The following is a 25,597-nucleotide window of genomic DNA, read 5'->3' as shown; positions in this document are numbered from 1 at the left end:
CTGTCTCGCTACCTTTTAAAAAGCAAACTCTGTTGGCGCGCCTTTCGGGCTGAGGAGCAAGCTCTTAAGACCTATTACCATGGACAGCAATCTCTACTGGATCTCGATGTTGAGCGTGTCCCCATGTTGGCTATCGATCTAGAGATGACAGGGCTTGATGCCCAGTTTGATCAGATCTTAAGTATCGGCATAGTGCCGATAGAAGAGGGAAGGCTTATACTGTCAAAAGCTGAGCATAAATTGGTGAAAATAGAGGGTAGTGTCGGCCAGAGTGCCACGATCCACGGGATCTTAGATCATCACCTTAATAGAGCGGTATCTCCAGAGGAGGCGATGAGCTGGTTTTTAGAGCGATGCCAAGGACAGATGCTGGTGGCTCATCACTCTCCCTTAGATTTGGCATTTTTACAAAAAGGGCTATCAACACATTTTCGCCAGGGAGTGACCTTGATGGCTATCGACACCTTAGCGATAGAGAAGCGCAGGTTAATGCGTCAACATGAAGTGCTTAAGGAGGGGGCTTTGCGACTTGGTGCAAGTAGAGCGCGTTACGGTCTACCTGTTTATGCCGCTCATAATGCTTTAATTGATGCCATAGCCTGTGGCGAGCTGTTGCTGGCTCAGATCAGTGCCATAGGCCAAGGTGAAAGAGTAAAACTGACAGAGTTACTGGCTTAACTTGACATGATTTAAACTGGTGAGTTGATTAATTCAGTGGATTCCACTTCATTAATATCGCCTTAAGATCGGCAATCTTATAGGGCTTACACACTATATCATCCATTCCACACTGCTTACATTGCTCTATCTCGGTTGAGGTTGTTCCTGCGGTGAGTGCGATAATAGGGTTCGTGTAATTTTGTTTACGCAGCTCTCTGGTGGCCTGAAACCCATCGACAACGGGCATTCTGCAATCCATAAAAACGATATCGACCTCAGTGTTGCTTAAAAAATCTATCGCCTCCTGACCATTATCTACCATAAATGGGGGGATGTTGAATTTGGCCAACATCATCTTTATCAATGTCTGATTGATGTGGCTATCTTCGACGACTAATACCTTTAATGAGTCAAAGTCAGCGTAACTAAACTCAGTTGGCTGACTCGTTTGTTGGGCTTGTGTGATAGCTAGCGGTAGGGTGACGGTAAAACTGCTGCCCTTATTGGGCTTGCTTTCAAGTGCTATCTGGCCAAGCATCTCATTGACGAGCAGTTTGCAAATAGTTAGTCCTAAACCTGTGCCTTCGTAGAGACGATTACTGCGGTTGTTTACCTGAATAAAAGGGTCAAATAGGTTGGCGAGGTGCTCTTTGGGGATCCCACATCCAGTATCGGAAATGACAAACCTAAATGAGGATTGATGCCAATCAATCTTGATTGAGATCTTACCTTTGTCGGTAAATTTGATCGCGTTACCAATAAGATTGACAAAGATCTGCTTAATTCTGTCTGGATCTCCTAAGAGGTTTTCAGGTGTCTTGGGATCGATCTCAAAATCAAAAGCTAACCCTTTTTCAGCAGCTTGAGCAGCAAAAGTATTTTGAATGACTTTAGTGAGTTCCAGTGTTGAAAAAACGACCTCGTTGAGCTCCAACATTCCTGCATTTATCTTACTGATATCTAAAAGATCATTAATGATGACTTTGAGTAGCTCTCCCGATTGAACCATGTTTTTGAGCAGTTTCTCTTGGTGATCGCTTAGCCTTGTTTCAATCATCAGCTCGGTATTACCCAGCAAGCCATTTAGCGGGGTTCTTAGTTCATGATTTATCATGGCGACAAAATCTTTTGTTGAGCGTTCAGACTGTTCTGCACGAGTTTTCTGCGCCAATGTTTTATCCAGTAGCGCCTGTCTTTGGTAGGCTGCAAATATCATATTAGAGAAGAGAAATAGCTGCTTTTCAATCGTCGCCAACCAACTGTTTGGTACGGATAAATTGATATAAAGTGAGCCTAGAGTGTGTTGATTTTCACCTATTTTGACGATGAGTTGTCGATGGGAGTATTCACAGTCCATTGCTTGCTCTTTGTTATAGGGCGCCCATTGAGTAAATGTGCCAGCTGAAAAGTTGGCTTGATGACTGGTTTTTTGCTTATTTTTAAACACAAGCTGACTAGACTCAATATGTTTTAGTTTCGCTAATGTGTCCATCAGGCTTTGTAGGAGTTCATTTGAGAGAGGTTGCTGGAGAAAATTTTGATTAAACTCTAATAGGATCAACTCTAGGCTGCTTTTAAGTTCTATCAAGGCTATGTCTTGGCTGGATTTTTTTTGAATCGAAGAAAGTGAAGCTTCAACCTCCTGCTTAGCAAAATAGAGTTCACGACTTTTCTGGTTGAGTAGTTTTTCCGCCTCTAATCTGGCACTACGCTCCCGCTGTGCTTTTCGGGTAAGTACAGCAATGGTCTTGATTAAGTCAGCCTCTTTATTACTCATAAACCAATAGCTTTCCTATCTCACTAATTTTATCTTTTAGATGAGTGTTTTATCGTTATTTGTGAGCGAGTAAAAACAAAAAAATACGATATAGTTACTACTGCTCATAGAAAATTAAAACTTTAGAAACATACATTTAAAGCTAGTGGATAGGTTAAGTTTTGGCAATTTTTTCCAGTAAGATGAAGGTTAATGTTTTGTTCTGGCGGCAGCCAAATTAAGAGATGATTCCAAGATCGCTTAAAGAGCCATAGATTTAGTTACATTTGTACAGTTTCATTCCTAAAGAATATTTTCTAGATTGGTCTTAATAGTGATTATCTTAGTAGTGAGTTTATCGCTTTCAGACTGGGAGTAGACTTATGCCATTACCCTTACTTTGGCTTGGAGGCGCAGCAATTGGTGCAGTGCTGTTAGCCGATGAACGAGAGAAGCGTCATCAATTAGAGTTAAAGCGACGCAAAGGGATAGCCCCAAAAACCTTTAAAGAGGGGGAGCATCTCCCGCTCGCACCGAGTGTGTGGCAAGCCGGGCACAAGAAAGTGCAACCACAGCCTGGCTCAATTATCTGCTGTTTTGTTTATGGTTTGATTGAGCATACTGGGATATGGCTGGATGAACATACGTTAATTGAGTTACATGGCAGTGGTTTAGTGAGAGCGGTATCTACTAAACGTTTTTTAGCGGGGCGTACTGGTAGCAAAATCTTTGTGGCTTGCAGTCATGATCATCAGGTTCTTGTGGAACCTGCCATGTTAGAAAAGGCGCAGCAGGCTATTTATACCTACCGAGAGTATGATCTTTTCGATAATAACTGTCATCGCTTTGTCTGGTCCTGTTTAAGCGGTAAAGAGGAGTCGCTATCTAGCTTTAATGATCTCAATCAACGTCTGGCAACTTACTTTAACCAGAGTCTCTACTGGGATGAAGCTGAGTTGGATATCTAGTAAAAACTTAAGAGTTGCATTCATTGATTGAGGCGAGATAGCCCTTATCTATGTAGATGAATCTGATAACAATTGTAAATAACTAATAGCATAATGAGATTGACAGCCTACCACTAGCAAACATCTCCCTGAAAATAATTGACCTTAAGCTCAATTATTGAAAATTATTGACCCATCACCCAAATATCTTGGTATTGTTGGTATGGTTTATGACGCGCCTGATTGAATATTGATGGCGGCAATGACCCTATCTATTGCTATGTCATAACACACTATAAAAAATTACCTAGTGCATTGCCGAGTATTATCTCGTGTTAATCGCAGTAGAGAACATCACTATCGACACCAGGAAAACATTATGCAAATCGGAATACCAAGGGAGATCCTTAACCAGGAGAGCCGGGTAGCCGCGACACCAGCCACTGTTGTTCAGCTTAAGAAATTAGGTTTCAGTGTTGTGGTGCAACGCGGTGCCGGCGAGGCAGCAAATTTTAAAGATGAAGCGTATCAAGAAGCGGGTGCTGAAATCGTTAGCCTCGAAGAAGCGTTTCAAGCGGATCTCATATTGAAAGTCAATGCGCCTACTATCGATGTAGATACCGGCGTTGATGAAGCCGATCTATTGAAAGCCGGTGCGACAGTGGCAAGCTTTGTATGGCCAGCTCAAAACCCTGAGTTGTTAGAGAAGTTTAAGGCGAAGGGGATCAACCTACTTGCCATGGATATGGTGCCGCGTATTTCGCGTGCTCAATCTCTTGATGCTCGTAGCTCATTAGCGAACGTAGATGGTTACCGCGCCGTTATCGAAGCCGCGAACCACTTTGGTCGTTTCTTTACCGGACAGATCACAGCCGCGGGTAAAGTGCCACCGGCGAAAGTCTTAATCATTGGTGCTGGTGTTGCAGGTCTTTCAGCGTTGGGAGCTGCGGGGAGTCTAGGAGCTATCGTTCGCGCCTTTGATACCCGCCCTGAAGTGAAAGAGCAGATTAACTCTATGGGCGCCGAGTTCTTAGAAGTTGATTTCGAAGAGGAGTCTGGCTCTGGTGATGGTTATGCCAAAGTCATGAGTAAAGAGTTTATCGAAGCTGAGATGGCGCTGTTTCGCGAACAGGCTAAAGAGGTTGATATCATTATCACCACAGCACTTATCCCCGGTAAACCTGCGCCTAAGCTTATCCTTGAAGATATGGTTGGCTTAATGAAGCCTGGTAGTGTCATTGTCGATCTGGCGGCGGCTAACGGCGGCAACTGTGAACTGACTGTTCCTGGCGAAGTGGCAGTGGTTAACGATGTGACCATTATCGGTTATACCGAACTGTCGCGTCGTCTTCCGACACAAGCAAGTCAGCTCTACGGCACGAACTTAGTGAATCTACTTAAGCTGATGGTACCAGAGAAAGATGGCAACTTTGTGATTGATTTCGAAGATGAAGTTGTTCGCGGCGTGGCAGCGGTTAAAGATGGTGAGATCACTTTCCCACCGCCGGTTATCCAGGTCAGCGCCCAACCTCAAGCCAAATCGGAAGAGGCGGTAGCAGAAGTTGTTGAGAAGAAAAAGAACCCTTGGATAAAACCGGGTTTAGCTGTGGTTGCGGCAGGTCTATTTGGCTTAATCGCGAACTCAGCGCCAGCAGATTTCCTGCAGCACTTTAGTGTCTTCGTGCTTTCCTGTGTTGTCGGTTATTACGTGGTTTGGAATGTGAGTCACTCTCTTCATACACCTTTGATGAGTGTGACTAACGCGATCAGTGGCATCATTGTAGTGGGTGCTTTAGTACAGATGAATAGCGACAGTACGGCGGTACTCATCTTATCCGGTATCGCGATACTTATCGCTTCCATTAACATTGCCGGTGGTTTCACCGTCACTCAGCGTATGCTGAAAATGTTCCGTAAAGACTAAGGGGATTGACGAATATGTCTATAGGATTATTAAGTGCAGCTTATCTGGTTGCTGCAGTCCTGTTTATCTTCAGTCTTGCAGGCTTAAGTAAGCAGGAAACCGCTCAGCGCGGTAATATCTTGGGTATTATCGGTATGGTGATTGCGATTATTGCAACCCTTGCAAGTACTCAAATCGAAGGAAACAGCTGGATTGTTACCGGTGCGATGGCCATTGGTGCTGCAATTGGTGTGCGTTTAGCACTGAAAGTTGAGATGACCGAGATGCCTGAGCTGGTGGCAATTCTTCACAGTTTTGTAGGATTGGCTGCGGTCTTGGTTGGTTTCTCTAGCACGCTAGATCATGGCTCCTTAATGGATGCGGTAACAGGTCAGATAGATCCTGTTGCCAAAACCATTCATGATGTCGAGGTCTTTTTAGGGATCTTTATCGGCGCGGTGACCTTTACTGGCTCTGTGGTGGCATTTGCTAAACTCAGAGGGTTAGTGAAGAGCGCACCTAAGTCACTTCCTGGCGCGCATTGGTTGAACCTAGGGATGATAGTTGTCTCTGTGGTACTGGGTATCTACTACATGCAGACTGATGCTATCACTGCATTAGTTATTATGACCTTCATCGCATTTGTCTTTGGCTATAACCTAGTATCGGCGATTGGTGGGGCGGATATGCCAGTGGTTGTCTCTATGCTTAACTCCTATTCAGGCTGGGCGGCAGCGGCAGCAGGATTTATGTTAGGCAATGACCTGTTGATCATCACAGGTGCACTGGTAGGTAGCTCTGGTGCTATTCTCTCTTACATCATGTGTAAGGCGATGAACCGCTCATTTATCTCTGTGATCTTAGGTGGTTTTGGTAGCGAAGGTGGCACTATGGCTGCTGGCGATGCTGAGCAAGGTGAGCACCGTGAAGTGCAGGCTGATGACGTCGCAGAGATGTTGAAGAATGCGCGTAACGTTATCATAGCACCTGGTTATGGGATGGCGGTTGCTCAGGCCCAATATCCGGTTGCTGAGATCACTCAGAAACTTCGTCAACGCGGCGTGAATGTGCGCTTTGCTATCCACCCTGTTGCGGGGCGTCTGCCTGGTCACATGAACGTACTTTTGGCTGAAGCAAAACTGCCTTACGATATCGTTATGGAGATGGACGAGATCAATGAAGATTTCGCTGATACCGATGTGGTGCTGGTGATTGGAGCTAACGACACGGTTAACCCTGCGGCGAAAGAGCCTGGCAGTCCTATCTCTGGTATGCCAGTACTTGAAGTATGGAATGCGGAAAACGTGGTGGTATTTAAGCGTTCAATGGCAACAGGTTATGCCGGTGTGCAAAACCCACTCTTCTTTAAAGAGAATACAGAGATGCTATTTGGTGATGCCAAAGAGAGTGTTTCTAGGATTTTAGCTAGCATCTAATTTGCTTGTGTTAGCTAAAAAATAGCAATGCCAGTCAGCGATGACTGGCATTTTTTTCACCTTTTTATGGCACAGAGTTATTTAACCCATTTATATGTTTGATACAGCTCAACCTTAAGTTTGAATGTTTTGTATTTAATCTCAGCATTGAGTGTTGTTAAATGAAATTAGTTTCATATTAGTCATTAAGCTCATGATCTAGATTGGTATTCGGTAGCTACTGCGTTTGAATTTTATGGCCTTATGTAACTTATGACAGTTTTGCGGGTTAACTGATTAAATAGCAGAGGCGTGATTATGGAAAGCACTAAAGTTAGATTGAGAAACGATCAAAACAACCACCTTAATGATCAGATTGAACAGTTTGATGATTTTGCACCTATGGTGAGAAAACCTAATACGCAACTCTATAGTTCGCTTTGTGAAGCATTTAATAGTGATGAGGTCACCTCAATCTATATTAGAGGTTATAACTAAGTTATTCGCTTAACTATTTAGCCCTGGCCTGTTAGTCCTTAACAGGCTTGATAACCGACTCCTAGCTTAGCTGTTTCTATCCTGCATTTCTTCAACCATGGATGCTTTTGTTTGCAATGGCATTATGAGGTTAGCTTTACTAAACTTTGTAGATTCATATAGTTTGTTGGCTAAGGGTTATGGCAAAGTGACCTATATCAACCTTTTATCTCTGCGCTATCCCAAAGATCTTGAGCGGGAGCTGAACTACCTAGAGCGAGTTCATCGCTTTTTTAGTTACTCCATCTCCAATATGCTAGGCTTGATTTTTGGTGCGAGTCTTATCTCGGTTATTCTCTATTACTACGGTGCGATGGTTGGAGAGATCCAACTTCTATTTGCATGTACTGCTGTGGTTGCCACATGTGTCTATTCAATCTCTAGATATGTTGATAAACATAAGCCAGAAGGGGAGTTGTTGGCAAACTTACTGATCTCTAGAGTCACTTTAGGTTGTGTCATAGGGATCTTATATGGCGTCGCGGTTTTTCTGCTGCCTAAGCCTATTGAAGAAGCCAGTGTGCTTTTTCTTCTCTGTATCTATCTTGCCTCCATTGCCGTTGCTATTTTTCAGTATTCTGTGATACCGACTTATTACATCTTATTTAATTTCAGTATGTTAATCCCTGTTATGCTTTACTTCGTTATTTATCCAAGCACCTTTGGCTATCTGATGATTTTAGTGCTGATATCCGGCTCATTTATGTTCATATCGAAAGGGTTTAAGATCTCTAAAAATGAGATACATTCGATCACTGTTAATTTAAGGCTGCAGGCTGAGGTTGCCGAGCACGTACTGACTAGGCAGAAACTGCAGGAGATGGCGCTGTACGATAACCTGACGAAGGTGGCTAATCGTCACCTTTTTGAAGAGAGTGCTGAGGATTCTCTTGAGCGTGCTAAAGATCAAAAACAGTCCATGGCACTGCTCTATATCGATCTTAATAACTTTAAAGCTATCAATGATCGCTTTGGTCATGAGGTGGGCGATAAGGTGTTAATTGAGGCTGCTAACAGGATTAAAACTAAGATACGACATACGGATCTTGTTGCTAGATTTGGCGGCGATGAGTTTGTGGTTGTGCTTGAAAATTACAATCTTGATGTGGTGAGAGTCGACCTAATCGATGCCATTCGCAGTGTATTAAATGAAGATATACTGATAGAAGGTCAGTTGCTTGAATTGAGGGCTAGTATAGGTGTTTCTATTTTCCCCAATGATGGCAGTAGCTTGAGAGACTTACTTCATAATGCTGACACCCATATGTATAACCAGAAGAAACACTAAATAAATTTAGACTGAGGTCGTCACTAACCTGAACTAAAATTAAAGGAAAGAAAATTAGTTAACTCCTTTTCTCGTTTGCGCAAGCAGGCAGTTAGATGCGTTGGAGTCGTGTAGTGAACAGGCTGAATCAGAATAACCTTGTTGTAATGGGCAGTTTTAATTGGCGACATGGTCTGCTGCTTGCCGTCGTATTTGTTCCTTTATTATGGATTTTTAGTTTTGATCCTATCCCACAAACCTCCGTTTATCATGAGTTTGCCGATCAAAGAGATCTCATTTACCTGCCTAATTTTATGAATGTATTGTCTAATATTCCTTTTCTTATTATTGGTGTTTTAGGACTTTATCAAGCGATGTCCATCTATCAATGGCGAGTGTTAAATGGTTGGACACTGCTGTTCATAGGGATTTTATTAGTATTTGCAGGTTCATCTTATTATCACTGGTCGCCCAGTAATGACTCGTTAGTCTGGGATCGTTTACCCATGACATTTGGATTTATGGGACTTTTTGTCGCCTTGATAGGTGAATATGTGTCAAGCAAACTCAGCGAGATGATGTTACTTCCAGCTCTGCTCATTGGGGTCTTATCTGTCTCCTATTGGCATTGGACCGATGATCTCAGGCTCTATTATTGGGTGCAGCTGGTGCCTCTGTTAACGCTGCCCATTATCTTGTTAATGTTTCCTCGGGTCTATTCCCATCACAAGTTACTTTTTTTGGCTTTTACCTGTTATATTCTTGCCAAAATCGCAGAGTTTTATGATCTCAAAATCTTTCAGGCCACAGGAGAGTTGATAAGTGGACACACAGTTAAACACTTATTAGCGGCAAGTGGCTGCTATTTCATACTCTGCATGTTAAGAAATAGAGTTGTCATCGCCAGAGCATCACGGGGGAAAAGTCAGCGTAAACAGAAGAGTTGATACAAAAACACCAGCGCGATGGCTGGTGTTTCTCGATATCTATTGCTCGTTAAGGTTAACCACAAAAATGCTTAACGGCTTTGCTGACCAGCTCTATTCCCGTCTGATCACAAGGAGGTAGCTCTGCATCACTTTCATTAATCGGTGTGACTCTGTCGCCCCACTTGATCAACGCGGCCGCAGAGGTGAGTCCAGCACCAAAGGCGCAGGATAGAATAGTTTGCCCTGGCTGTATCTTACCCTGTTCAAGGGCATCACAGATGGCGATAGGGATAGTTGCCGCTGAGGTATTACCATAGTTTGCAATGTTCACAATTGCTTTCTCTTTTGGAATTTTCATGCGGCTAATCAGTGTATCGATAATACGTTCGTTGGCTTGATGAGGGATCACCCAGTCGACATCATCTTTACTGAATTCACATTTTTCAAGCACCTTAGTACTCAACTTACCCATGCCAGCGATTGCACGTTTAAAGATCTCTTGGCCATTAAACTCGATGTAGAAGTCCAGAGAAGCTGCGCTGAATCTGTCCATAGCTGTACCGAAGCCTGCTTTTAGGATATCACGACCGGCAGGATCATTATTAAGCTCATAACCCAGTACACCGATAGGTTCATCTGTTGCTTCAAGTACTACAGCGCCAGCACCATCACCAAAGAGTACGGCAGTTTCTCTACGTGACCAATCTAAGTAAAATGAAAGACGTTCTGCGCCAATCACCAATACTTTTTTGCACTGTCCACTTTTAATTTGTGAGCTGCCTAAGCCTAAACCGTAAAGGAATCCACTGCAGGCTGCATTAATATCAAAAGCTGCACAGGTTGCACCTACATTGGCTTGTACCGTAGAGGCGATATTTGGGATCAGAGTATCAGGACTGGCTGTTGCTAAGATGATCATATCTAAGTCACTGCCTTCGATGCCTGCTGCAGCAAGCGCACGCTTTGCTGCCACAGAGGCAAGCTCAGAGGTGTTTACGTGGCTGATATGACGCTGACTGATGCCTGTACGTGGTTTAATCCACTCGTCCGAAGTCTCGATGAAAGTAGAAAGGTCATGGTTTGTTAGGGTTGCTGGTGGAACACATTTTCCCCAACCGGTAATTGTGGCGTACTGCATCTGGTTTTCTCTCAAATAAAAAAGGCAGAACCTTGGCTCTGCCTTATCAAACATTAGTTTAGCTTAACAAGTCGCCCATGTTTCAACTGTGATCTATACCACTTGTTGAGCGACAAGGTCGCGTATTGCGTCAGCGGCATGCAGAATATGGGCACGAAGAAGTTCAACGGCTTTGTCAGTCTGCTGACTTTTACAGAAACTGAGCAGATCACGGTGATCTTGTTCGGCGCGTGGGATCCCGCCAGCCAGTAATAATTGTAGACGTATATAGCGGTCACAATTGGTGTTCAAACCATGCACGACTTCTAAAGTATGCGGACGGTTTGCTGGAGAGTATAAGCATGTGTGGAAGCGTGTATTAAGCTCACTCCATGTAGCAACGGCATCTTCTTGCTTAAAAGCTGACTCTAGCTCACCTAATACTTTTTCAGCTTGAAGGAAATCTTCATCTTGTAAGTTAGGTATGGCTTTAGCTAATAGATCGGTTTCGATCATGGCTCTGAGTTCGAACAGTTCGGTAACTTGTTCAACTGACAGTTCAGTGGCTGTTGCGCCCTTATGGGCTTCAAACTTCACCAAACCTTCAGCTTCTAACTGAAGTAAGGCTTCTCTTACAGGAATACGACTGACATTTAGCTCTTCAGCTAATGCACTTTGACGTAGCGGTTCACCAGCAGCGATATCACCAGAAAGAATTTTTTCTCTAAGCACTTCTACAACAACTTGAGTGCGAGTTTTATGGATAATAGGTGTTGATCGGCTCATAAATTTGGTTTTGACTATTCGTTATTCTATTTTATCCTTCTAAGATTACCGTTATTGCCAATATAAATAAAGGGAAACTATCTTCCCCTTATTTAATTTTATTATTCTAATTGATTTAAAATGTCATCACTTTAGGGTCGGTTAGTTTTAATTCATCGGGTAAAATTGATTCTGGCATATTTTGATAACAGATGGGGCGCTCAAATCGCTTCATGGCTTGACTGCCTACCGAGGTGCTGCGACTGTCTGTACTAGCAGGATAGGGGCCGCCATGATTCATCGAATGGCACACCTCTACACCCGTAGGCATTTGATTGAAGATAAGCCTGCCGACATGGTAAGCCACGGCTTCAATGAGCTCGCGGTGCCTTGCCAGTTCACTCTCGTTTCCATGGATGGTGGCGGTTAATTGCCCCTCTAACTCCTCAGCAATCTGAAGCATCTGCTCCTGAGTGTCACACTCTACGAGTATTGCACAAGGTCCAAACACCTCTTGTTGTAACTCTTTAGATGCTAAGTATGTGCTGGCAGAGACTCTAATTGCCGTTGGACGAGTTTGATGGCTCGCGCTGGCAGCTTGTCCTTGGGCAATTAAATTAACCTGTGTGTCTTTAAGTAGTGCATCGACTTGTGCTTGATAAGTGGATGCGATACCGGGTGTCAGCATTGCTGCAGCCGGTAGAGTAGAGATATCTTCTGTCATGGTTGCGATATAACGGTTTAGTGCTTCACCGGTTTGAGCAACAATGAGCCCTGGACTGGTACAGAACTGCCCATGTCCCATCAGCATGGATTGAACTTGAGTGCTAGCTAACTGTTCTGCTTGTTCTGACAAGATTTGTGGCAATAGAAATTGTGGGTTGGTTGAGCCTAGCTCGCCATAAAATGGGATCGGCTCAGCTCTTGCCGCGCATAAGTCGGCAAGTATTCGTCCAACTTTAAGGGAGCCAGTAAAGCCAACGGCTTTTATCTCGCTCTGATTAACCAGCTGGGTCGATACTTGTGGTGTGTTGCCTTGGATTAAACTAAATACACCAGCAGGCATATTACAGCGTTTACTTGCGGTTTCAATTGAGCGAGTCACTAGCTCACTAGTAGCGGCATGTGCGGGGTGGCCTTTAACGATAACGGTGCAACCTGCTGCTAACGCTGAGGCGGTGTCGCCGCCAGCGGTTGAAAATGCCAGTGGAAAATTTGAGGCACCAAATACCGCAACAGGGCCAAGGGGAAGTTGGCCGAGTCGAGTATCGGCTTTCGGGAGCGGCGTACGCTCTGGATTCGCTAAATCCACCAACTTAGGCTCGAGTGGTGCACGAAGTGTACTGGCAAATAATCTCAATTGCCCACAGGTTCTGCCTGTTTCTCCTTGAAGCCTAGCCATGGGAAGCCCTGTTTCGAGATGAGCAGCGGCTGTGATGACCTCTATATCAGCTTGGATCTCATCGGCGATGGCTTCTAAAAATTCGGCGCGCTGTACCGGTGTGGTGGAGCGGTACTGAGTAAATGCGCGTTTCGCCGCTTTCGCCGCAGCAGTAATATCTTGATTTTTTGCGCTGGCAAATTGCCAATCAAGTGGCGTATTATCCACTGGGTTGAAGCTGGAGAAAGTAGCCGCTTCGCCTGTCCATTCCCCTTGGATATAGTGTTTGCCTGAGATCTGAGTTTTAATTGTCTTTGTCATAATATTTCCTGAATAATGCTGTTAATTAACAAGTGATAGTTGTGAAGGCTAAATCACTTGAAAACCAAACGCGTAGGGATCGCTATCATCGACTGTGATGGTGTTTTTGCCTGTAATACGTGCCCAACCTTGAATACTTGGCATGATGGCGGGGTGAGCGCCAACTTGAGTGGCTGACTCAATGCGGCCAATAAATTGGCTGCCAATAATGCTCTCGTGAGTATATTGATCGCCAACCTTGAGCAGCCCTTTAGTGTAAAGCTGCGCTAACCGGGCACTTGTTCCTGTACCACAAGGTGAACGGTCGATAGCTTTATCACCGTAAAATACTGCATTAGCACCGTCAGAGCCTTCGCTGATGGTGTCGCCTGTCCACAATACGTGTGAAACTCCAGATACCGTAGGATCATCTGGATGTATACAGCTTAATTGTTCGTGAGCTATCTGCCTTATAACTGGGCTCCAGCGCAAGATGTCGGCGGCAGACCAATGCCTTAAGCCAGGGTAATTAGATTGAGGTTCGACGATGACGTAGTAGTTTCCACCATATGACACGTCGACCTTTAATGGGCCTAACTCTGGTATATCGAGAATGACATCACGATGGGCAAGGTAAGCGGGTACGTTGTAGATTTTTACCCAGTCGACCTTGTCTCCAGTCTGTTGAAAATCAATATTTATCTGACCTGCTGGTACATCTATTACCAGTTTTCCAGGGGTGTTGGCCGATAGCAGCCCAGATTCAATTGCAGCGGTTACGGTTCCGATAGTGCCATGACCACACATGGGCAGGCAGCCACTGGTTTCGATAAAAAGGATAGACGCGTCGGCGTTATCGCTACAGGGGGGGTATAAAAAAGCCCCCGACATCATATCGTGGCCTCTGGGTTCAAACATCAGGGCTTTACGGATCCAATCATAGTGATTGAGAAAGTCCTGGCGCTTCTCGCTCATGGTGCGGCCCTTAAGGTTCGGGTGGCCACTGGTGACCAAACGAACCGGATTACCGCAGGTATGAGCATCGACGCAAAAGAAGGTGCCTTTTAACATCTATGCTTTACTCCATTTTCTCCTTCACATCGAGACCTAAGCTTTTGTTACTGATTATCTCGATGTTCGGAGAGTGTCTGTTTTATCAATGGACTAGCTGTTGAGCTCTCTTTTCGATGCCTAATCTAGATTGTACTTATTGAGATCGATTCGTGTCTCCATCGCCTCTTTAATGACACTCTCTACATAGTCACGTTCGTCACCGATTAAAGTCATACGTGGCATACGAACATTTTCGCTGCCGCGGCCAACTATCTGTTCAGCCAGTTTGATACATTGAACCAAAGTGGGAATGGTATCGAGGCGTAGCAGCGGCATAAACCAGCGGTAGATTTCGCGTGCTTCTTCAATACGACCAGCACGTGCCAGCTTAAATAGGGTAACAGACTCACGTGGGAATACATTGGTGAGGCCAGATATCCAACCCGTCGCGCCTAAGAAGATACTTTCGAGTGCGATATCATCGACACCACATAGAATATTAAAGCGATCGCCAAATTGAGATTGTAGCTCTGTTAGGCGTCGGGTATCTGTGGTGGACTCTTTAATCGCGACAATATTCTCCTCTTGAGCAAGAATCGCCGTCATCTCTAAGTTGATATCAACGCCATAGCTGACAGGGTTGTTGTAGATCATGATGGGGAGATTAGTCGCACGGGCAACGTGTTGGTAGTGCGCTACCACTTCACGGTCGGTACCGCGATATACCATAGCGGGTAGAAGCATCAAGCCATCAACACCGAGCTCTGCTACATCTTGTGCATACTTGGCGGCTTGCTCGGCTGTGTTTTCGGTACAACCGGATAATACGAGAATACGGCCTTTAACCGTTTCTACTGTGTGTTTAATAAACTCACGTTTCTCAGTTGGACTTAAAGAGGCATTTTCCCCTATGGTACCGAGTGCGATGATGCCATCGATCCCATCATTAATAAGGTCTTCCAGCATACGGGCATTCGATTCATAGTTAATCGAACCATCATCGTTGAACTGGGTTGAGATTGCTGGGAACACACCTTGCCAATTTACTTTCATCTTAACTACCTCTTTTACTTTTTATGCCGGTATAACCGGGGTTAATTCCATTGATTTTTTGGACTTGCCTTAAAATTTATGTATATTGTATACAATAATACTAAAAAGAAAAGCCTCTTTTGGTTGAAATTTATCCCTGTTGTTGCCAAATACTATATATTGCATACAAAGAATAAGAAAGGAGTGCGCCATGAAGCTAAACAAGCTGCCATTAGAAGTTGTGGAAAATCGTCAACAATTCATAACACTCGATGCTCATACAGAGGGTGAGCCACTTAGGATCATTACCTCTGGTTACCCAGAGATCTTAGGCGAGACCATATTGGAGATGAGGGAGTATGTGACCCAGCATCTAGACAGATATCGCACTTTGTTGATGCATGAGCCAAGAGGTCATGCCGATATGTATGGAGCATTGCTCACTCGCCCTGTATCTACAGAGGCCGATTTTGGCGTGCTGTTTCTACATAATGAAGGGTATAGCAGCATGTGTGGCCACGGTATTTTAGCTTTGGTGAAGGTGATGTGTGAAACAAACACGATTTTATTAGGCCGTGAGCCAAGAGTGATAAAAATCGATGCACCAGCAGGGCTTATTACAGCTACTGCATCACTTGATGAAGAGGGGAGTGTTCAGGCCAGCTTTGAAAATGTCGACTCTTGGGCCGAAGCAATTAACTGCAGTGTTATGGTAGAGGGCTTAGGTGAAGTTAACTATGATATTGGCTTTGGTGGTGCGTATTATGCCTACATAGATGCTGATGCTTTGGGGATCAGTTGTGGTAGAGAGAATGTCGCCCAACTTATCGACCTAGGGAGGCGAATTAAACATGCTGTTATGGACAGTCATCCTCTAGCTCACCCATTAGAGAGTGAGCTTAGCTTTCTCTATGGCACTATTTTTACCTCAAAGGAGGTTACAGAGAAAGCTGTGCACTCCCGTCATGTGTGTATTTTTGCTGATGGAGAGGTGGATAGATCTCCCACTGGAACAGGTGTTGCTGCAAGAGCAGCGCTGTTATATGCCAAAGGTGAAATCGGGTTAAACCAGCCTCTGGTGATAGAGAGTATTGTCGATGGAAGAATGACGGTGAGTGCATTAAGAGAGCAAGATTTTCATGGCAAAAAGGCGATTATTCCACAGGTGTCAGGTCGCTCCTATATTACTGGTCAACATCAATTTATTGTCGATCCAGACGATCAATTCCAAGATGGTTTTATTTTACGTTAAATCTGAAGTTTGATCCCCAATGACAGTGCAAAGTTAATAATATGAGAGCGTCATGACAAAGATTAATCATCGAGAAGATAAACAGAGCAACCAAAAAGCTGTAAAGGTAACGGTTATTGGTGCTGGAATTGTTGGTCTGGCAACAGGAATAGAGCTGCAAAGAGCAGGGTTTCAGGTCGAGATCATCGATAAAGAGGGAGTCGGGGCTGGCGCATCACAAGGGAACGCTGGTCATTTTGCCACTGAGCAAGTGTTTCCACTGGCAGATCTTAGCTTACTGCCTAAACTGCCAGGCATGTTGCTCGATCCATTAGGGCCATTTCGTATCCGGCCTGCATATTTTTTCAAAGCTTTGCCTTGGTTTTGCCGATTTCTCGTCAATATGTTGCCCAGCAAAAGGCTGCACAACGGCCAAGGAATTAAGCGGCTCAATCAAGCTTCTATTACTGCGATGGAGGAGCTGACTAGTTTTTGCAACTGTCAGGAGCTGCTCTTATTAAATGGCAGTCTTTTGGTATTTGAGGGAACGGCAATTGACGAGGTTGAGAAGGAGTTTAATTACTACCGTGATGCTGGGGTTGAAGTTAAATTACTGACGGGTGAAGAGGTGAGAGCGCTGGAGCCTAGCTTAAGCCCGTCGGTGACCCATGGACTCTTTTTTACCCATGTTGGACATACAAGCGATCCTTATCAATTATGCCAAGCTTTTTCACAAAAGTTTATCGCCTTAGGGGGGAAGCTGAGTATTGGTGAACTTAGTGAAATTAAGCCAACAGATGGCGGTAAAACAGGCATCAATTTGGCTCTATCCTCAGGATATATAGTCAATACCGATAAGCTCGTTATTGCATCAGGTGCTTGGTCTAAACCGTTTGCGAAACAGCTAGGCCATAAAGTGCCGCTGGAAACTGAGCGGGGTTACCATTTGATGATGCCCCAAAAAAGCAGTTTGTCACGCCCTGTTGCCTCCTATAATCGTAAATTCATTATCACCCCGATGACGGAGGGGACGCGACTGGCTGGAACCGTGGAATTTGGTGGCTTACAGGCACCATTGAATGAGTCTCGCGCTGACTGTTTATTCCCCCATGGCAAGGCCCTACTGCCTAATCTGTTTGCCGATGCGAAGGCCAGTGATGGTAAGCGCTGGATGGGATTTAGGCCCTCTTTACCGGACAGTTTGCCAGTCTTGGGGGGCAGTTCTAAGCATGCGAATGTGTTCTTCTCATTTGGACACCAGCATTTAGGACTGACCTGGTCGGCGGTAACGGCTAAGCTTTTAGCTCAAGAGATGTCAGGTGAACAACCTGATATTGATTTGAGTGATTATCGGGTTGAAAGGTTTAGATAAACGCTTTGCTCAGCCTTCGAATGAAGGCTGAATATATTTTCTATGTGTTAATTTTTATCTGAATTGGTACTGGATAGATTATTGAAGGTCACACCTTCAGGGTTATTTATCGCCTCCAGCGGGGGGATGTGCAGATACTTCTACGAGACGCCACTAGCACATCCCTGTGGGCTTTACGGCAGCTTCCATGCAGCCAAAACTCGCAGCCGTATCTACACCTGTTCATGAGTTTCTTCGATTTGGCTTTACTTGGTTGCGATTCGTAACTTATTTTTGCCCTTTTATGTGTTCGCGGCAGAAATTAGTCCAATACAGGACTAACCCCTTTGCAATACTTTCTCATCAGTTAGAAAGGCATGGATTCCGTCTAGCGATAACCTCTAAGTTCATCAGTGTTTGCACTTTTATACAGTAGTATCGGTTTTGTGCCGTTAATCTCTAAATTTTGTGTAATCAGTTCACGTTTTGATATTGAGTGAAAATAAAAATAGATGTAGATTCAGTAAGATGAAAGTGTGCGACTAAGTTTTGTCTGAGAGTGTATTAGATACAATTTAACTATGCATGTCTCAATACGTTGTATTAATGAGATATATAGTGTTAATTCCCGTGCACGCTTTCCCGAGAGGACTTGGCAAAACGCGCAAGTCGTATATTAAAATGTTAGTGCTCTAGGAGAGCTATGAGCGAAAGTTCTATTAAAAACATCCGAAACGGGGTCATTGCTTCAGTAGTTGCAGGCATCATTCTGTTGCTAATACCTACAGTACGTGGTTACGCCGCTTCTGCATTAGATTGGGTATGGTCTGGCGTAAAATGGCTATGGAATAGCCTTTTTGAAAGTTATTCTTTCTCAGGCTGGTTTCTATTGGTTATCTTTGTACTTGCTATCATTGGCTTCTTAACAATTTTCTTTGCTATAAAAAGCAATTTCGACGTACCTGAACACTCTGACTACAAGGAAGATTCAATATTTAATATAAAATGGTGTTGGAGTTGGAGCGGTCACGAAATTACTAATTTGTGGTGCTTTTGTCCCTCTTGCGATGCAACTCTTGTTTATGATGATAGTTCTAAAAATAGTTTTTATGAGCCCACAGTAACTCATTTCATATGTGAAAATTGTTCAAATACTGTCAAAGGAACAATTACTGGTGGTGCCAAATCATATGCGCTTGGAGCTGTTCGCAGAGAAATAGGCCGAAGAATCAGAACTGGTGAATACGAGCACTAACAAGAGACTATGGCGTCAATAGTTAATTTTGAGCTTTTGGCGCTTCCCACACTTTCCCCAAAAAAAGGGCCATCTCTTAGCATCGAATTTAACGTTACAACCATCTTCCTGATACAGGCAATTATCGCCACTTTTTTCGGTTTTCCAGCAGCAACTAATCGCTGATAAGTTTGTTTGAAAACTGGGTTAGACTGAATTGCAGACATCATAGCCATGTATAAAACTGTTCTGACTTGGTGCCTTCCTCCTTGAATTTTTCTTTGGCCTTTGAAACGGCCACTTTCCTTATTTATCAGTGCATAACATTCAGTGCAACAAAGCCACCCATAATTTCTGATGATTATTTGAGTCTGCCATGTTCTTCTGCTCTGTGTAATGCCACGTAATACTATTTTGTTTGATTGAAACTTAATGTGAATAGGTATTGTTACCGAGGTGAGCATCGGTATTTGCTATGTCCAATGTATTGACAGCAAACCATCATTCGCTTGGTAGGTTGTCTCAGTACAGGTGTATAGGACTTGGGGTTATTGCTATGCCACTAGCACTATCTTTTCTAGTAAATAATCACTCCCGCGAATGATCCATTTAATTAAAAGGAAATTATGATGACGCATCAATGCAAAGGACATTTTAGTTGTGCATGTGGAAACCCTCTATGGAAAACCTTAGTACCTAAAGGTGCTAACTTACTATCCTCGAGTTCAAAATCTATTAAGGCGGATAGTCAGTCAATAGCTTGCGACACACAGCGGGATATGATATTCCACGCGATAAATGGGGGCACCATCCAAACCTTAGCGGGTGGGGAGAATTAGATATACGGGTCAGTGTAAAATTTAATTGATACCCATACATTTACTAATCCCACTACCCATTTTTGGACTTTTACTCTAACTAATTGTTGTCCAAAAATGAGTTTTAACAGGAGTCCATTTACAGCACCTACTGCAGGCAATAAACACCAATGAAGCCTTGGTACTCAGCAAATAAGCCAAGTACGAAACTAGCCAAATGAAACCAGTTTTAAAAGATACTTGAAACTGGTTATCAGACAAGTTTACAAACTAGTTGCCATAACTGTTTCAATCTCATCGACCGTTCTTGGGATATTAATAGACAAATTTTCATGACCATTTTGTGTCACAAGAATGTCGTCCTCTATTCGTATCCCCATACCGCGATAGGCTTCTGGTACGTCGGTTGCTGAAAGTGGAATGTAGATCCCTGGCTCTATGGTAAACACCATTCCAGACTCAAGCTTACGCCATTGTCCATTTTCATCGTGATAAGGGCCGACATCGTGGACATCCATCCCTAACCAATGTCCGGTTTTATGAATGGTGAAGCGCTTGTAACTCTCTGTGCGCATCACCTCCTCGATAGTACCGCTCAGTAGGCCAAGTTCGATGAGTCCTTGTGCCATTACTGTCATACAGGTTTCATATAAACTGTTCCAACAGGCTCCTGGAGTGACTTTAGCAATGGCGGCATCGAGAGCCTTCAGTACGAGTTGATAGAGGAGGCTTTGAGCTTCGGTGAACTTGCCATTAACGGGATAGGTACGGGTGATATCAGAGGCATAGTGCTCAAGCTCTCCACCTGCATCGATAAGTAACATCTGGCCGTCGGCCAAATTGCAGCAGTTTTCTTCATAATGCAAGCAGCAGGCATTGTTACCTGAAGCCACAATATTTGGGTAAGCAACCTCGCTGCAGCCATATTGAGAGATTGCAAAATTGAAACTTGCTGAAAGCAATGCTTCATTTACGCCAGGCTTACAGGCCTGCATAACCGCGATATGTCCAGCAGTGGAAGCATGTACTGCAGCTTTTATCTTATCAATTTCATGACTGCTTTTTATGACTCTCATTGGATGAAGCACTTTTGCTAACGGCGTGAGTGTTCGGTACTGCTTGATGGTATCAAAACTACAGCTTTGCCTCTGGTAACTTAACCAGCCAACAACTTGGTTCGAGAAGCGGCCGAGTTCATCACTGATAAATAGATTAGTGTGATCGGTTAATTTAGAGAGTAGAGCTTGTTCAAGCTCAGCAATATCAAAAGCATCATCAGCCCCATATTGGCTAACTGCACCAAGCACACCTGCACGTACGCCAAAACTCACCTCTTGGGCTTCATCTTTAGGTCGGCAAAGTAAGGTATATGAATACCCTGTATCCTTGCTTTCATCAGAGTATAATAGTGCGACAGCATCTGGCTCATTAAAACCCGTTAAGTATAAGAAGTCATTATCCTGCCTGAAATGGTATTTTATATTTTTGCTTCTTACTTTTTGTTGGTAGCCGCTAATAATGACAAAGCTCTTATTGGGTAGTGCATTAAATAGTGCTGTTCTACGGTTTTGATACATTGTGCTAATCATAAAAATACTCATATCATCGACAGGCTAAGCAAAAGTTAACTGAAATCGTGGCGGATTGATTACTTGAATGTAGCTACTATATTTGTATATTTTATCCGTGGCAATCATGGTGTAGAAAACCCATGAGAATAGCGGTGCAATTTATGGAAATGGATGGGATAATGTCCACAGATATTTATATGGAGTTAAACTCGTGAGTCGAGCAGTTTTTTTAGATAGAGATGGGGTTATCAATATTGATCATGGCTATGTTCATATGGTCGATGATTTTGAGTACGTTGAAGGCGTATTTGATGCTTGCCGCTCACTAAAAGAGATGGGTTTTAAGCTGGCGGTTGTAACAAACCAGTCAGGTATTGCGCGTGGCTTATATAGTGAAGATCAATTTCATTCTCTAACGGAGTGGATGGATTGGAACTTTGTAGATAAAGGTATCGAGCTTGATGGTATCTATTATTGCCCTCATCATGCTGAAAAAGGCTTAGGTGAATATAAGCAAGAGTGTGATTGCCGCAAACCTAAGCCTGGAATGATGTTGTCAGCAGCTGAGTTTTTAAAGTTGGATTTGACTCAGTCGGTCATGGTGGGTGATAAGCGTGATGATATGCTGGCAGCTAAAGCTGCGGGGATCCCAATAAGAATTCTGGTGCGCACAGGCAAAGAGGTGACAGATGAAGCGGTTGCTGAAGCGAGTGTCGTTCTTGATTCAATTGCCGACGTACCTAGATATTTAAAGAGTTTATAAAAGCTTTGTAAGAGGTATCCACTCCTGTTTTATTTGAAGCACCAATTCACACTTGGTGCTTTTTTGTTGCTGTAATAGGGAAGAGCGGTTCGATATTTACACGTTTTGATTGTAAAGCGTGCGCTTGGATCAAATCTTAAAATAAACGCTTGTGTTCAAAATCCTTATCCCTATAATGCGCAACCACTGAGACGGCGCAGCAGGCTTCCAGCCTAAAGTAACTGTCACAGTGTGATGAAACAATGAAACGTATTCATCAGGTAGAAAGCGGTTTAAGTGGTTCGTAGATGTGGCTTACATATAAGAGTATTTATCTCTTCTGTTTAAGAAAGCGTCGCTTGAAAAACTTCTTAAAATAAGCGCTTGACGCCAACCACGGAGAGTGTAGAATACGCCTCCTCAAGCCAATGACCAAGCGTCAACGGCAGCATCTGAAATATTGGTGCTAACGTTCTTTAGCAGCCTTGAGCGCTGAACGTAGTTCTTTAAAAAATTATCAAGTAATCTGTGTGGACACTCACAGGTGTTGAGTTATTCGAAATTGTCTTCTGTTCTTCGGAATGTTGGCAATCAAAATATTACTCAATGAATGAGTGTTCATAAGTTGGAGCGATAGCTTCAACAATTTATGTACAGTTTGATATCACTTTTTAAAGTGATAAACAAAGTATTCATTGAGCCGTTCTTTATCCTTAATAGGATGAGAACAAAAAACTTTAATTGAAGAGTTTGATCATGGCTCAGATTGAACGCTGGCGGCAGGCCTAACACATGCAAGTCGAGCGGAAACAGGAGAGTAGCTTGCTACTTTCGCTGTCGAGCGGCGGACGGGTGAGTAATGCCTAGATATCTGCCTAGTCGTGGGGGATAACAGTTGGAAACGACTGCTAATACCGCATACGCCCTACGGGGGAAAGGAGGGGACCTTCGGGCCTTTCGCGATTAGATGAGTCTAGGTGGGATTAGCTAGTAGGTGAGGTAATGGCTCACCTAGGCGACGATCCCTAGCTGTTCTGAGAGGATGATCAGCCACACTGGGACTGAGACACGGCCCAGACTCCTACGGGAGGCAGCAGTGGGGAATATTGCACAATGGGCGAAAGCCTGATGCAGCCATGCCGCGTGTGTGAAGAAGGCCTTCGGGTTGTAAAGCACTTTCAGCGAGGAGGAAAGGTTGTGTGTTAATAGCACATAGCTGTGACGTTACTCGCAGAAGAAGCACCGGCTAACTTCGTGCCAGCAGCCGCGGTAATACGAGGGGTGCAAGCGTTAATCGGAATTACTGGGCGTAAAGCGTACGCAGGCGGTTTGTTAAGCCAGATGTGAAAGCCCCGGGCTCAACCTGGGAATTGCATTTGGAACTGGCAAACTAGAGTCTTGTAGAGGGGGGTAGAATTTCAGGTGTAGCGGTGAAATGCGTAGAGATCTGAAGGAATACCGGTGGCGAAGGCGGCCCCCTGGACAAAGACTGACGCTCAGGTACGAAAGCGTGGGGAGCAAACAGGATTAGATACCCTGGTAGTCCACGCCGTAAACGATGTCTACTCGGAGTTTGGTAACTTAGTTACTGGGCTCCCAAGCTAACGCATTAAGTAGACCGCCTGGGGAGTACGGCCGCAAGGTTAAAACTCAAATGAATTGACGGGGGCCCGCACAAGCGGTGGAGCATGTGGTTTAATTCGATGCAACGCGAAGAACCTTACCTACTCTTGACATCTAGAGAAGCCAGCGGAGACGCAGGTGTGCCTTCGGGAACTCTAAGACAGGTGCTGCATGGCTGTCGTCAGCTCGTGTTGTGAAATGTTGGGTTAAGTCCCGCAACGAGCGCAACCCTTATCCTTATTTGCCAGCGAGTTATGTCGGGAACTTTAGGGAGACTGCCGGTGATAAACCGGAGGAAGGTGGGGACGACGTTAAGTCATCATGGCCCTTACGAGTAGGGCTACACACGTGCTACAATGGTCGGTACAGAGGGTTGCGAAGCCGCGAGGTGGAGCTAATCCCAGAAAGCCGGTCGTAGTCCGGATTGGAGTCTGCAACTCGACTCCATGAAGTCGGAATCGCTAGTAATCGTGGATCAGAATGCCACGGTGAATACGTTCCCGGGCCTTGTACACACCGCCCGTCACACCATGGGAGTGGGCTGCACCAGAAGTAGATAGCTTAACCTTCGGGAGGGCGTTTACCACGGTGTGGTTCATGACTGGGGTGAAGTCGTAACAAGGTAGCCAGGTAGCCCTAGGGGAACCTGGGGCTGGATCACCTCCTTACCTATACGACTAACTCGACACCTGAGTTGGCAATAAACAGCATCCGTGCGTTTATTGCACACAGCACATCCGTGTGCTTGAGTGTTCACACAGATTACTTGATAGAAAGAAAGAGAAATATATCGAAAGGTATTTTTGAGGATTTTGATTCTTAATCAAGGCACTTGATGAGTCTCGCAGGGAGTGTGCTTTAGCACATGACTGAGAAATGAAGAAAGTAACGATGAGTAAGGGTTAAAAGAGCAAAAAGAATGGGTCTGTAGCTCAGCTGGTTAGAGCGCACCCCTGATAAGGGTGAGGTCGGTGGTTCAAGTCCACTCTGACCCACCAATTCTTTTCTACTCTGTGTTAGTTTAATACTCGTTTAGGTGAACTAAACGTCGCATTAAACTGCCTTGATTAGAATGCGAATTGGCTTCGCCATTTAACTAGTGATAGCTAATTGGTTACTTGATATATTCTCAACTGCATGTAAATGGGGCTATAGCTCAGCTGGGAGAGCGCCTGCCTTGCACGCAGGAGGTCTGCGGTTCGATCCCGCATAGCTCCACCATTTACTGCTCATGGATAGAGATGCCAAAGATAAACTAACACTTTATCTTTGGCTTTTTTAAGCCCGCTCTTTAAAAATTTGGAAAGCTGATAGTATTAATTTAACGATTAATGCGAAATAAATAATTGAGTTCTCAAACACTTAAATCAAGTGCCGAACGACATTATGAAGGCTAGTTAATAGCGATTAATAATGAAGTTCATGAGTATTCTTTTGGCGAAAGTAAACACCATTAGTTGCGATACGACTGTCTGAGCTTACCCGCTCAAGACAACGGATTGGTTTCTTTGTGAAACTTATTTGGGTTGTATGGTTAAGTGACTAAGCGTATACGGTGGATGCCTTGGCAGTCAGAGGCGATGAAGGACGTAGTAACTTGCGAAAAGCGTTGGCGAGCTAGTAACAAGCATTTGAGCTAACGATGTCCGAATGGGGAAACCCACTTACATAAGTAAGTATCATTAACTGAATACATAGGTTAATGAGGCAAACCCGGGGAACTGAAACATCTAAGTACCCGGAGGAAAAGAAATCAACCGAGATTCCCCTAGTAGCGGCGAGCGAACGGGGATTAGCCCTTAAGCGTAGAGGGTGTTAGTGGAATGAGTTGGAAAGCTCAGCGGCACAGGGTGATAGCCCCGTACATGAAAACTAACTTTACGTGAAAACGAGTAGGACGGGACACGTGACATCTTGTCTGAACATGGGGGGACCATCCTCCAAGGCTAAATACTCCTGACTGAC

General features: G+C 44.3%; 18 protein-coding genes, 2 tRNA genes, 2 rRNA genes and 1 pseudogene. 15 read left to right on the top strand and 8 right to left on the bottom strand.

What is annotated here, in order from left to right:
- Entirely contained in the window at window positions 1-678 is a 678-nt protein-coding gene (locus tag K0625_RS00115) for an exonuclease domain-containing protein (RefSeq protein WP_220108164.1), read from the top strand.
- A 28-nt stretch (window positions 679-706) separates the two neighbouring features.
- On the opposite strand, the gene K0625_RS00110 is transcribed toward K0625_RS00115, so the two are convergent.
- Window positions 707-2,437 carry an ATP-binding protein gene (locus K0625_RS00110; RefSeq protein ID WP_220107806.1) on the bottom strand — a complete coding sequence of 577 codons (1,731 nt, stop codon included), beginning with the start codon at window positions 2,435-2,437 and terminating at the stop codon, window positions 707-709.
- A 362-nt stretch (window positions 2,438-2,799) separates the two neighbouring features.
- Here K0625_RS00110 and K0625_RS00105 point away from each other — a divergent pair, with 362 nt between their 5' ends.
- The 6 genes from K0625_RS00105 (at window position 2,800) to K0625_RS00080 (ending at window position 9,432) form a co-directional block, all read left to right on the top strand.
- On the top strand, window positions 2,800-3,384 hold the full coding sequence (locus K0625_RS00105; RefSeq protein WP_220107805.1) for a TMEM222 family protein: 585 nt from the start codon (window positions 2,800-2,802) through the stop codon (window positions 3,382-3,384).
- 358 nt (window positions 3,385-3,742) lie between these two features.
- A complete protein-coding gene (locus tag K0625_RS00100; RefSeq protein WP_220107804.1) occupies window positions 3,743-5,287 on the top strand; it encodes a Re/Si-specific NAD(P)(+) transhydrogenase subunit alpha in 1,545 nt (514 codons plus the stop codon).
- A gap of 14 nt (window positions 5,288-5,301) precedes the next feature.
- Window positions 5,302-6,702 carry a Re/Si-specific NAD(P)(+) transhydrogenase subunit beta gene (gene pntB, locus K0625_RS00095; protein WP_220107803.1) on the top strand — a complete coding sequence of 467 codons (1,401 nt, stop codon included), beginning with the start codon at window positions 5,302-5,304 and terminating at the stop codon, window positions 6,700-6,702.
- Window positions 6,703-6,999: 297 nt separating this feature from the next.
- Window positions 7,000-7,179 carry a hypothetical protein gene (locus tag K0625_RS00090; protein ID WP_220107802.1) on the top strand — a complete coding sequence of 60 codons (180 nt, stop codon included), beginning with the start codon at window positions 7,000-7,002 and terminating at the stop codon, window positions 7,177-7,179.
- 124 nt (window positions 7,180-7,303) lie between these two features.
- Entirely contained in the window at window positions 7,304-8,506 is a 1,203-nt protein-coding gene (locus K0625_RS00085; protein WP_220107801.1) for a GGDEF domain-containing protein, read from the top strand.
- 95 nt (window positions 8,507-8,601) lie between these two features.
- Window positions 8,602-9,432, top strand: coding sequence for a ceramidase domain-containing protein (locus K0625_RS00080; protein WP_232846859.1), 831 nt, complete (start codon window positions 8,602-8,604; stop codon window positions 9,430-9,432).
- Window positions 9,433-9,487: 55 nt separating this feature from the next.
- Here the strand turns inward: K0625_RS00080 and K0625_RS00075 are convergent, their stop codons facing one another.
- From K0625_RS00075 to dapA, 5 genes are all read right to left on the bottom strand, one after another.
- Complete coding sequence (locus K0625_RS00075; RefSeq protein WP_012325437.1) at window positions 9,488-10,552, bottom strand: ketoacyl-ACP synthase III; 1,065 nt, start codon at window positions 10,550-10,552, stop codon at window positions 9,488-9,490.
- A 93-nt stretch (window positions 10,553-10,645) separates the two neighbouring features.
- Window positions 10,646-11,317, bottom strand: coding sequence for a GntR family transcriptional regulator (locus K0625_RS00070; RefSeq protein ID WP_220107800.1), 672 nt, complete (start codon window positions 11,315-11,317; stop codon window positions 10,646-10,648).
- A gap of 115 nt (window positions 11,318-11,432) precedes the next feature.
- Window positions 11,433-12,998 (bottom strand): aldehyde dehydrogenase (NADP(+)), encoded by a 1,566-nt coding sequence (locus K0625_RS00065; protein WP_220107799.1) that lies wholly within the window; start codon window positions 12,996-12,998, stop codon window positions 11,433-11,435.
- Window positions 12,999-13,046: 48 nt separating this feature from the next.
- Window positions 13,047-14,048 carry a 4-hydroxyproline epimerase gene (locus tag K0625_RS00060; protein ID WP_220107798.1) on the bottom strand — a complete coding sequence of 334 codons (1,002 nt, stop codon included), beginning with the start codon at window positions 14,046-14,048 and terminating at the stop codon, window positions 13,047-13,049.
- Window positions 14,049-14,168: 120 nt separating this feature from the next.
- Window positions 14,169-15,083, bottom strand: coding sequence for a 4-hydroxy-tetrahydrodipicolinate synthase (gene dapA, locus K0625_RS00055; protein ID WP_220107797.1), 915 nt, complete (start codon window positions 15,081-15,083; stop codon window positions 14,169-14,171).
- A gap of 190 nt (window positions 15,084-15,273) precedes the next feature.
- Between dapA and K0625_RS00050 the strand changes: the two genes are divergently transcribed.
- The 3 genes from K0625_RS00050 to K0625_RS00040 all read left to right on the top strand — a co-directional run bounded on the left by K0625_RS00050 (window position 15,274) and on the right by K0625_RS00040 (window position 18,899).
- Window positions 15,274-16,314, top strand: a complete 1,041-nt coding sequence (locus K0625_RS00050) for a proline racemase family protein (RefSeq protein ID WP_220107796.1) — start codon at window positions 15,274-15,276, stop codon at window positions 16,312-16,314.
- 52 nt (window positions 16,315-16,366) lie between these two features.
- Window positions 16,367-17,665, top strand: coding sequence for an NAD(P)/FAD-dependent oxidoreductase (locus K0625_RS00045; protein WP_220107795.1), 1,299 nt, complete (start codon window positions 16,367-16,369; stop codon window positions 17,663-17,665).
- Window positions 17,666-18,347: 682 nt separating this feature from the next.
- On the top strand, window positions 18,348-18,899 hold the full coding sequence (locus K0625_RS00040) for a hypothetical protein (RefSeq protein ID WP_220107794.1): 552 nt from the start codon (window positions 18,348-18,350) through the stop codon (window positions 18,897-18,899).
- A 22-nt stretch (window positions 18,900-18,921) separates the two neighbouring features.
- On the opposite strand, the pseudogene K0625_RS00035 reads toward K0625_RS00040, so the two are convergent.
- Window positions 18,922-19,198: pseudogene (locus K0625_RS00035) on the bottom strand (transposase); the annotation flags it as partial.
- A 761-nt stretch (window positions 19,199-19,959) separates the two neighbouring features.
- Window positions 19,960-21,285, bottom strand: coding sequence for an aminopeptidase P N-terminal domain-containing protein (locus tag K0625_RS00030; RefSeq protein ID WP_220107793.1), 1,326 nt, complete (start codon window positions 21,283-21,285; stop codon window positions 19,960-19,962).
- 193 nt (window positions 21,286-21,478) lie between these two features.
- Between K0625_RS00030 and gmhB the strand changes: the two genes are divergently transcribed.
- The 5 genes from gmhB to K0625_RS00005 form a co-directional block, all read left to right on the top strand.
- Entirely contained in the window at window positions 21,479-22,030 is a 552-nt protein-coding gene (gmhB, locus tag K0625_RS00025; RefSeq protein ID WP_220107792.1) for a D-glycero-beta-D-manno-heptose 1,7-bisphosphate 7-phosphatase, read from the top strand.
- A 717-nt stretch (window positions 22,031-22,747) separates the two neighbouring features.
- A 16S ribosomal RNA gene (locus K0625_RS00020) occupies window positions 22,748-24,300 on the top strand.
- A 253-nt stretch (window positions 24,301-24,553) separates the two neighbouring features.
- Window positions 24,554-24,630 (top strand) — tRNA-Ile (locus K0625_RS00015).
- Between the two features lie 147 nt (window positions 24,631-24,777).
- A tRNA-Ala gene (locus tag K0625_RS00010) sits at window positions 24,778-24,853 on the top strand.
- Window positions 24,854-25,164: 311 nt separating this feature from the next.
- A 23S ribosomal RNA gene (locus K0625_RS00005) occupies window positions 25,165-25,597 on the top strand; the annotation flags it as partial.

The organism is Shewanella nanhaiensis (assembly GCF_019457885.1).
In the GTDB taxonomy this organism is placed as follows: domain Bacteria; phylum Pseudomonadota; class Gammaproteobacteria; order Enterobacterales; family Shewanellaceae; genus Shewanella; species Shewanella nanhaiensis.
Note: the sequence above shows the minus strand (reverse complement) of the source record. Positions and strands in the feature narration are given on the sequence as shown.

Excerpts from the sequence above, each read along its gene's own strand:
- K0625_RS00110 (WP_220107806.1), bottom strand. The coding sequence starts at position 2,437 with ATGAGTAATAAAGAGGCTGACTTAATCAAGACCATTGCTGTACTTACC.
- K0625_RS00105 (WP_220107805.1), top strand. The coding sequence starts at position 2,800 with ATGCCATTACCCTTACTTTGGCTTGGAGGCGCAGCAATTGGTGCAGTG.
- K0625_RS00100 (WP_220107804.1), top strand. The coding sequence starts at position 3,743 with ATGCAAATCGGAATACCAAGGGAGATCCTTAACCAGGAGAGCCGGGTA.
- pntB (WP_220107803.1), top strand. The coding sequence starts at position 5,302 with ATGTCTATAGGATTATTAAGTGCAGCTTATCTGGTTGCTGCAGTCCTG.
- K0625_RS00090 (WP_220107802.1), top strand. The coding sequence starts at position 7,000 with ATGGAAAGCACTAAAGTTAGATTGAGAAACGATCAAAACAACCACCTT.
- K0625_RS00085 (WP_220107801.1), top strand. The coding sequence starts at position 7,304 with ATGAGGTTAGCTTTACTAAACTTTGTAGATTCATATAGTTTGTTGGCT.
- K0625_RS00080 (WP_232846859.1), top strand. The coding sequence starts at position 8,602 with ATGCGTTGGAGTCGTGTAGTGAACAGGCTGAATCAGAATAACCTTGTT.
- K0625_RS00075 (WP_012325437.1), bottom strand. The coding sequence starts at position 10,552 with ATGCAGTACGCCACAATTACCGGTTGGGGAAAATGTGTTCCACCAGCA.
- K0625_RS00070 (WP_220107800.1), bottom strand. The coding sequence starts at position 11,317 with ATGAGCCGATCAACACCTATTATCCATAAAACTCGCACTCAAGTTGTT.
- K0625_RS00065 (WP_220107799.1), bottom strand. The coding sequence starts at position 12,998 with ATGACAAAGACAATTAAAACTCAGATCTCAGGCAAACACTATATCCAA.
- K0625_RS00060 (WP_220107798.1), bottom strand. The coding sequence starts at position 14,048 with ATGTTAAAAGGCACCTTCTTTTGCGTCGATGCTCATACCTGCGGTAAT.
- dapA (WP_220107797.1), bottom strand. The coding sequence starts at position 15,083 with ATGAAAGTAAATTGGCAAGGTGTGTTCCCAGCAATCTCAACCCAGTTC.
- K0625_RS00050 (WP_220107796.1), top strand. The coding sequence starts at position 15,274 with ATGAAGCTAAACAAGCTGCCATTAGAAGTTGTGGAAAATCGTCAACAA.
- K0625_RS00045 (WP_220107795.1), top strand. The coding sequence starts at position 16,367 with ATGACAAAGATTAATCATCGAGAAGATAAACAGAGCAACCAAAAAGCT.
- K0625_RS00040 (WP_220107794.1), top strand. The coding sequence starts at position 18,348 with ATGAGCGAAAGTTCTATTAAAAACATCCGAAACGGGGTCATTGCTTCA.
- K0625_RS00030 (WP_220107793.1), bottom strand. The coding sequence starts at position 21,285 with ATGATTAGCACAATGTATCAAAACCGTAGAACAGCACTATTTAATGCA.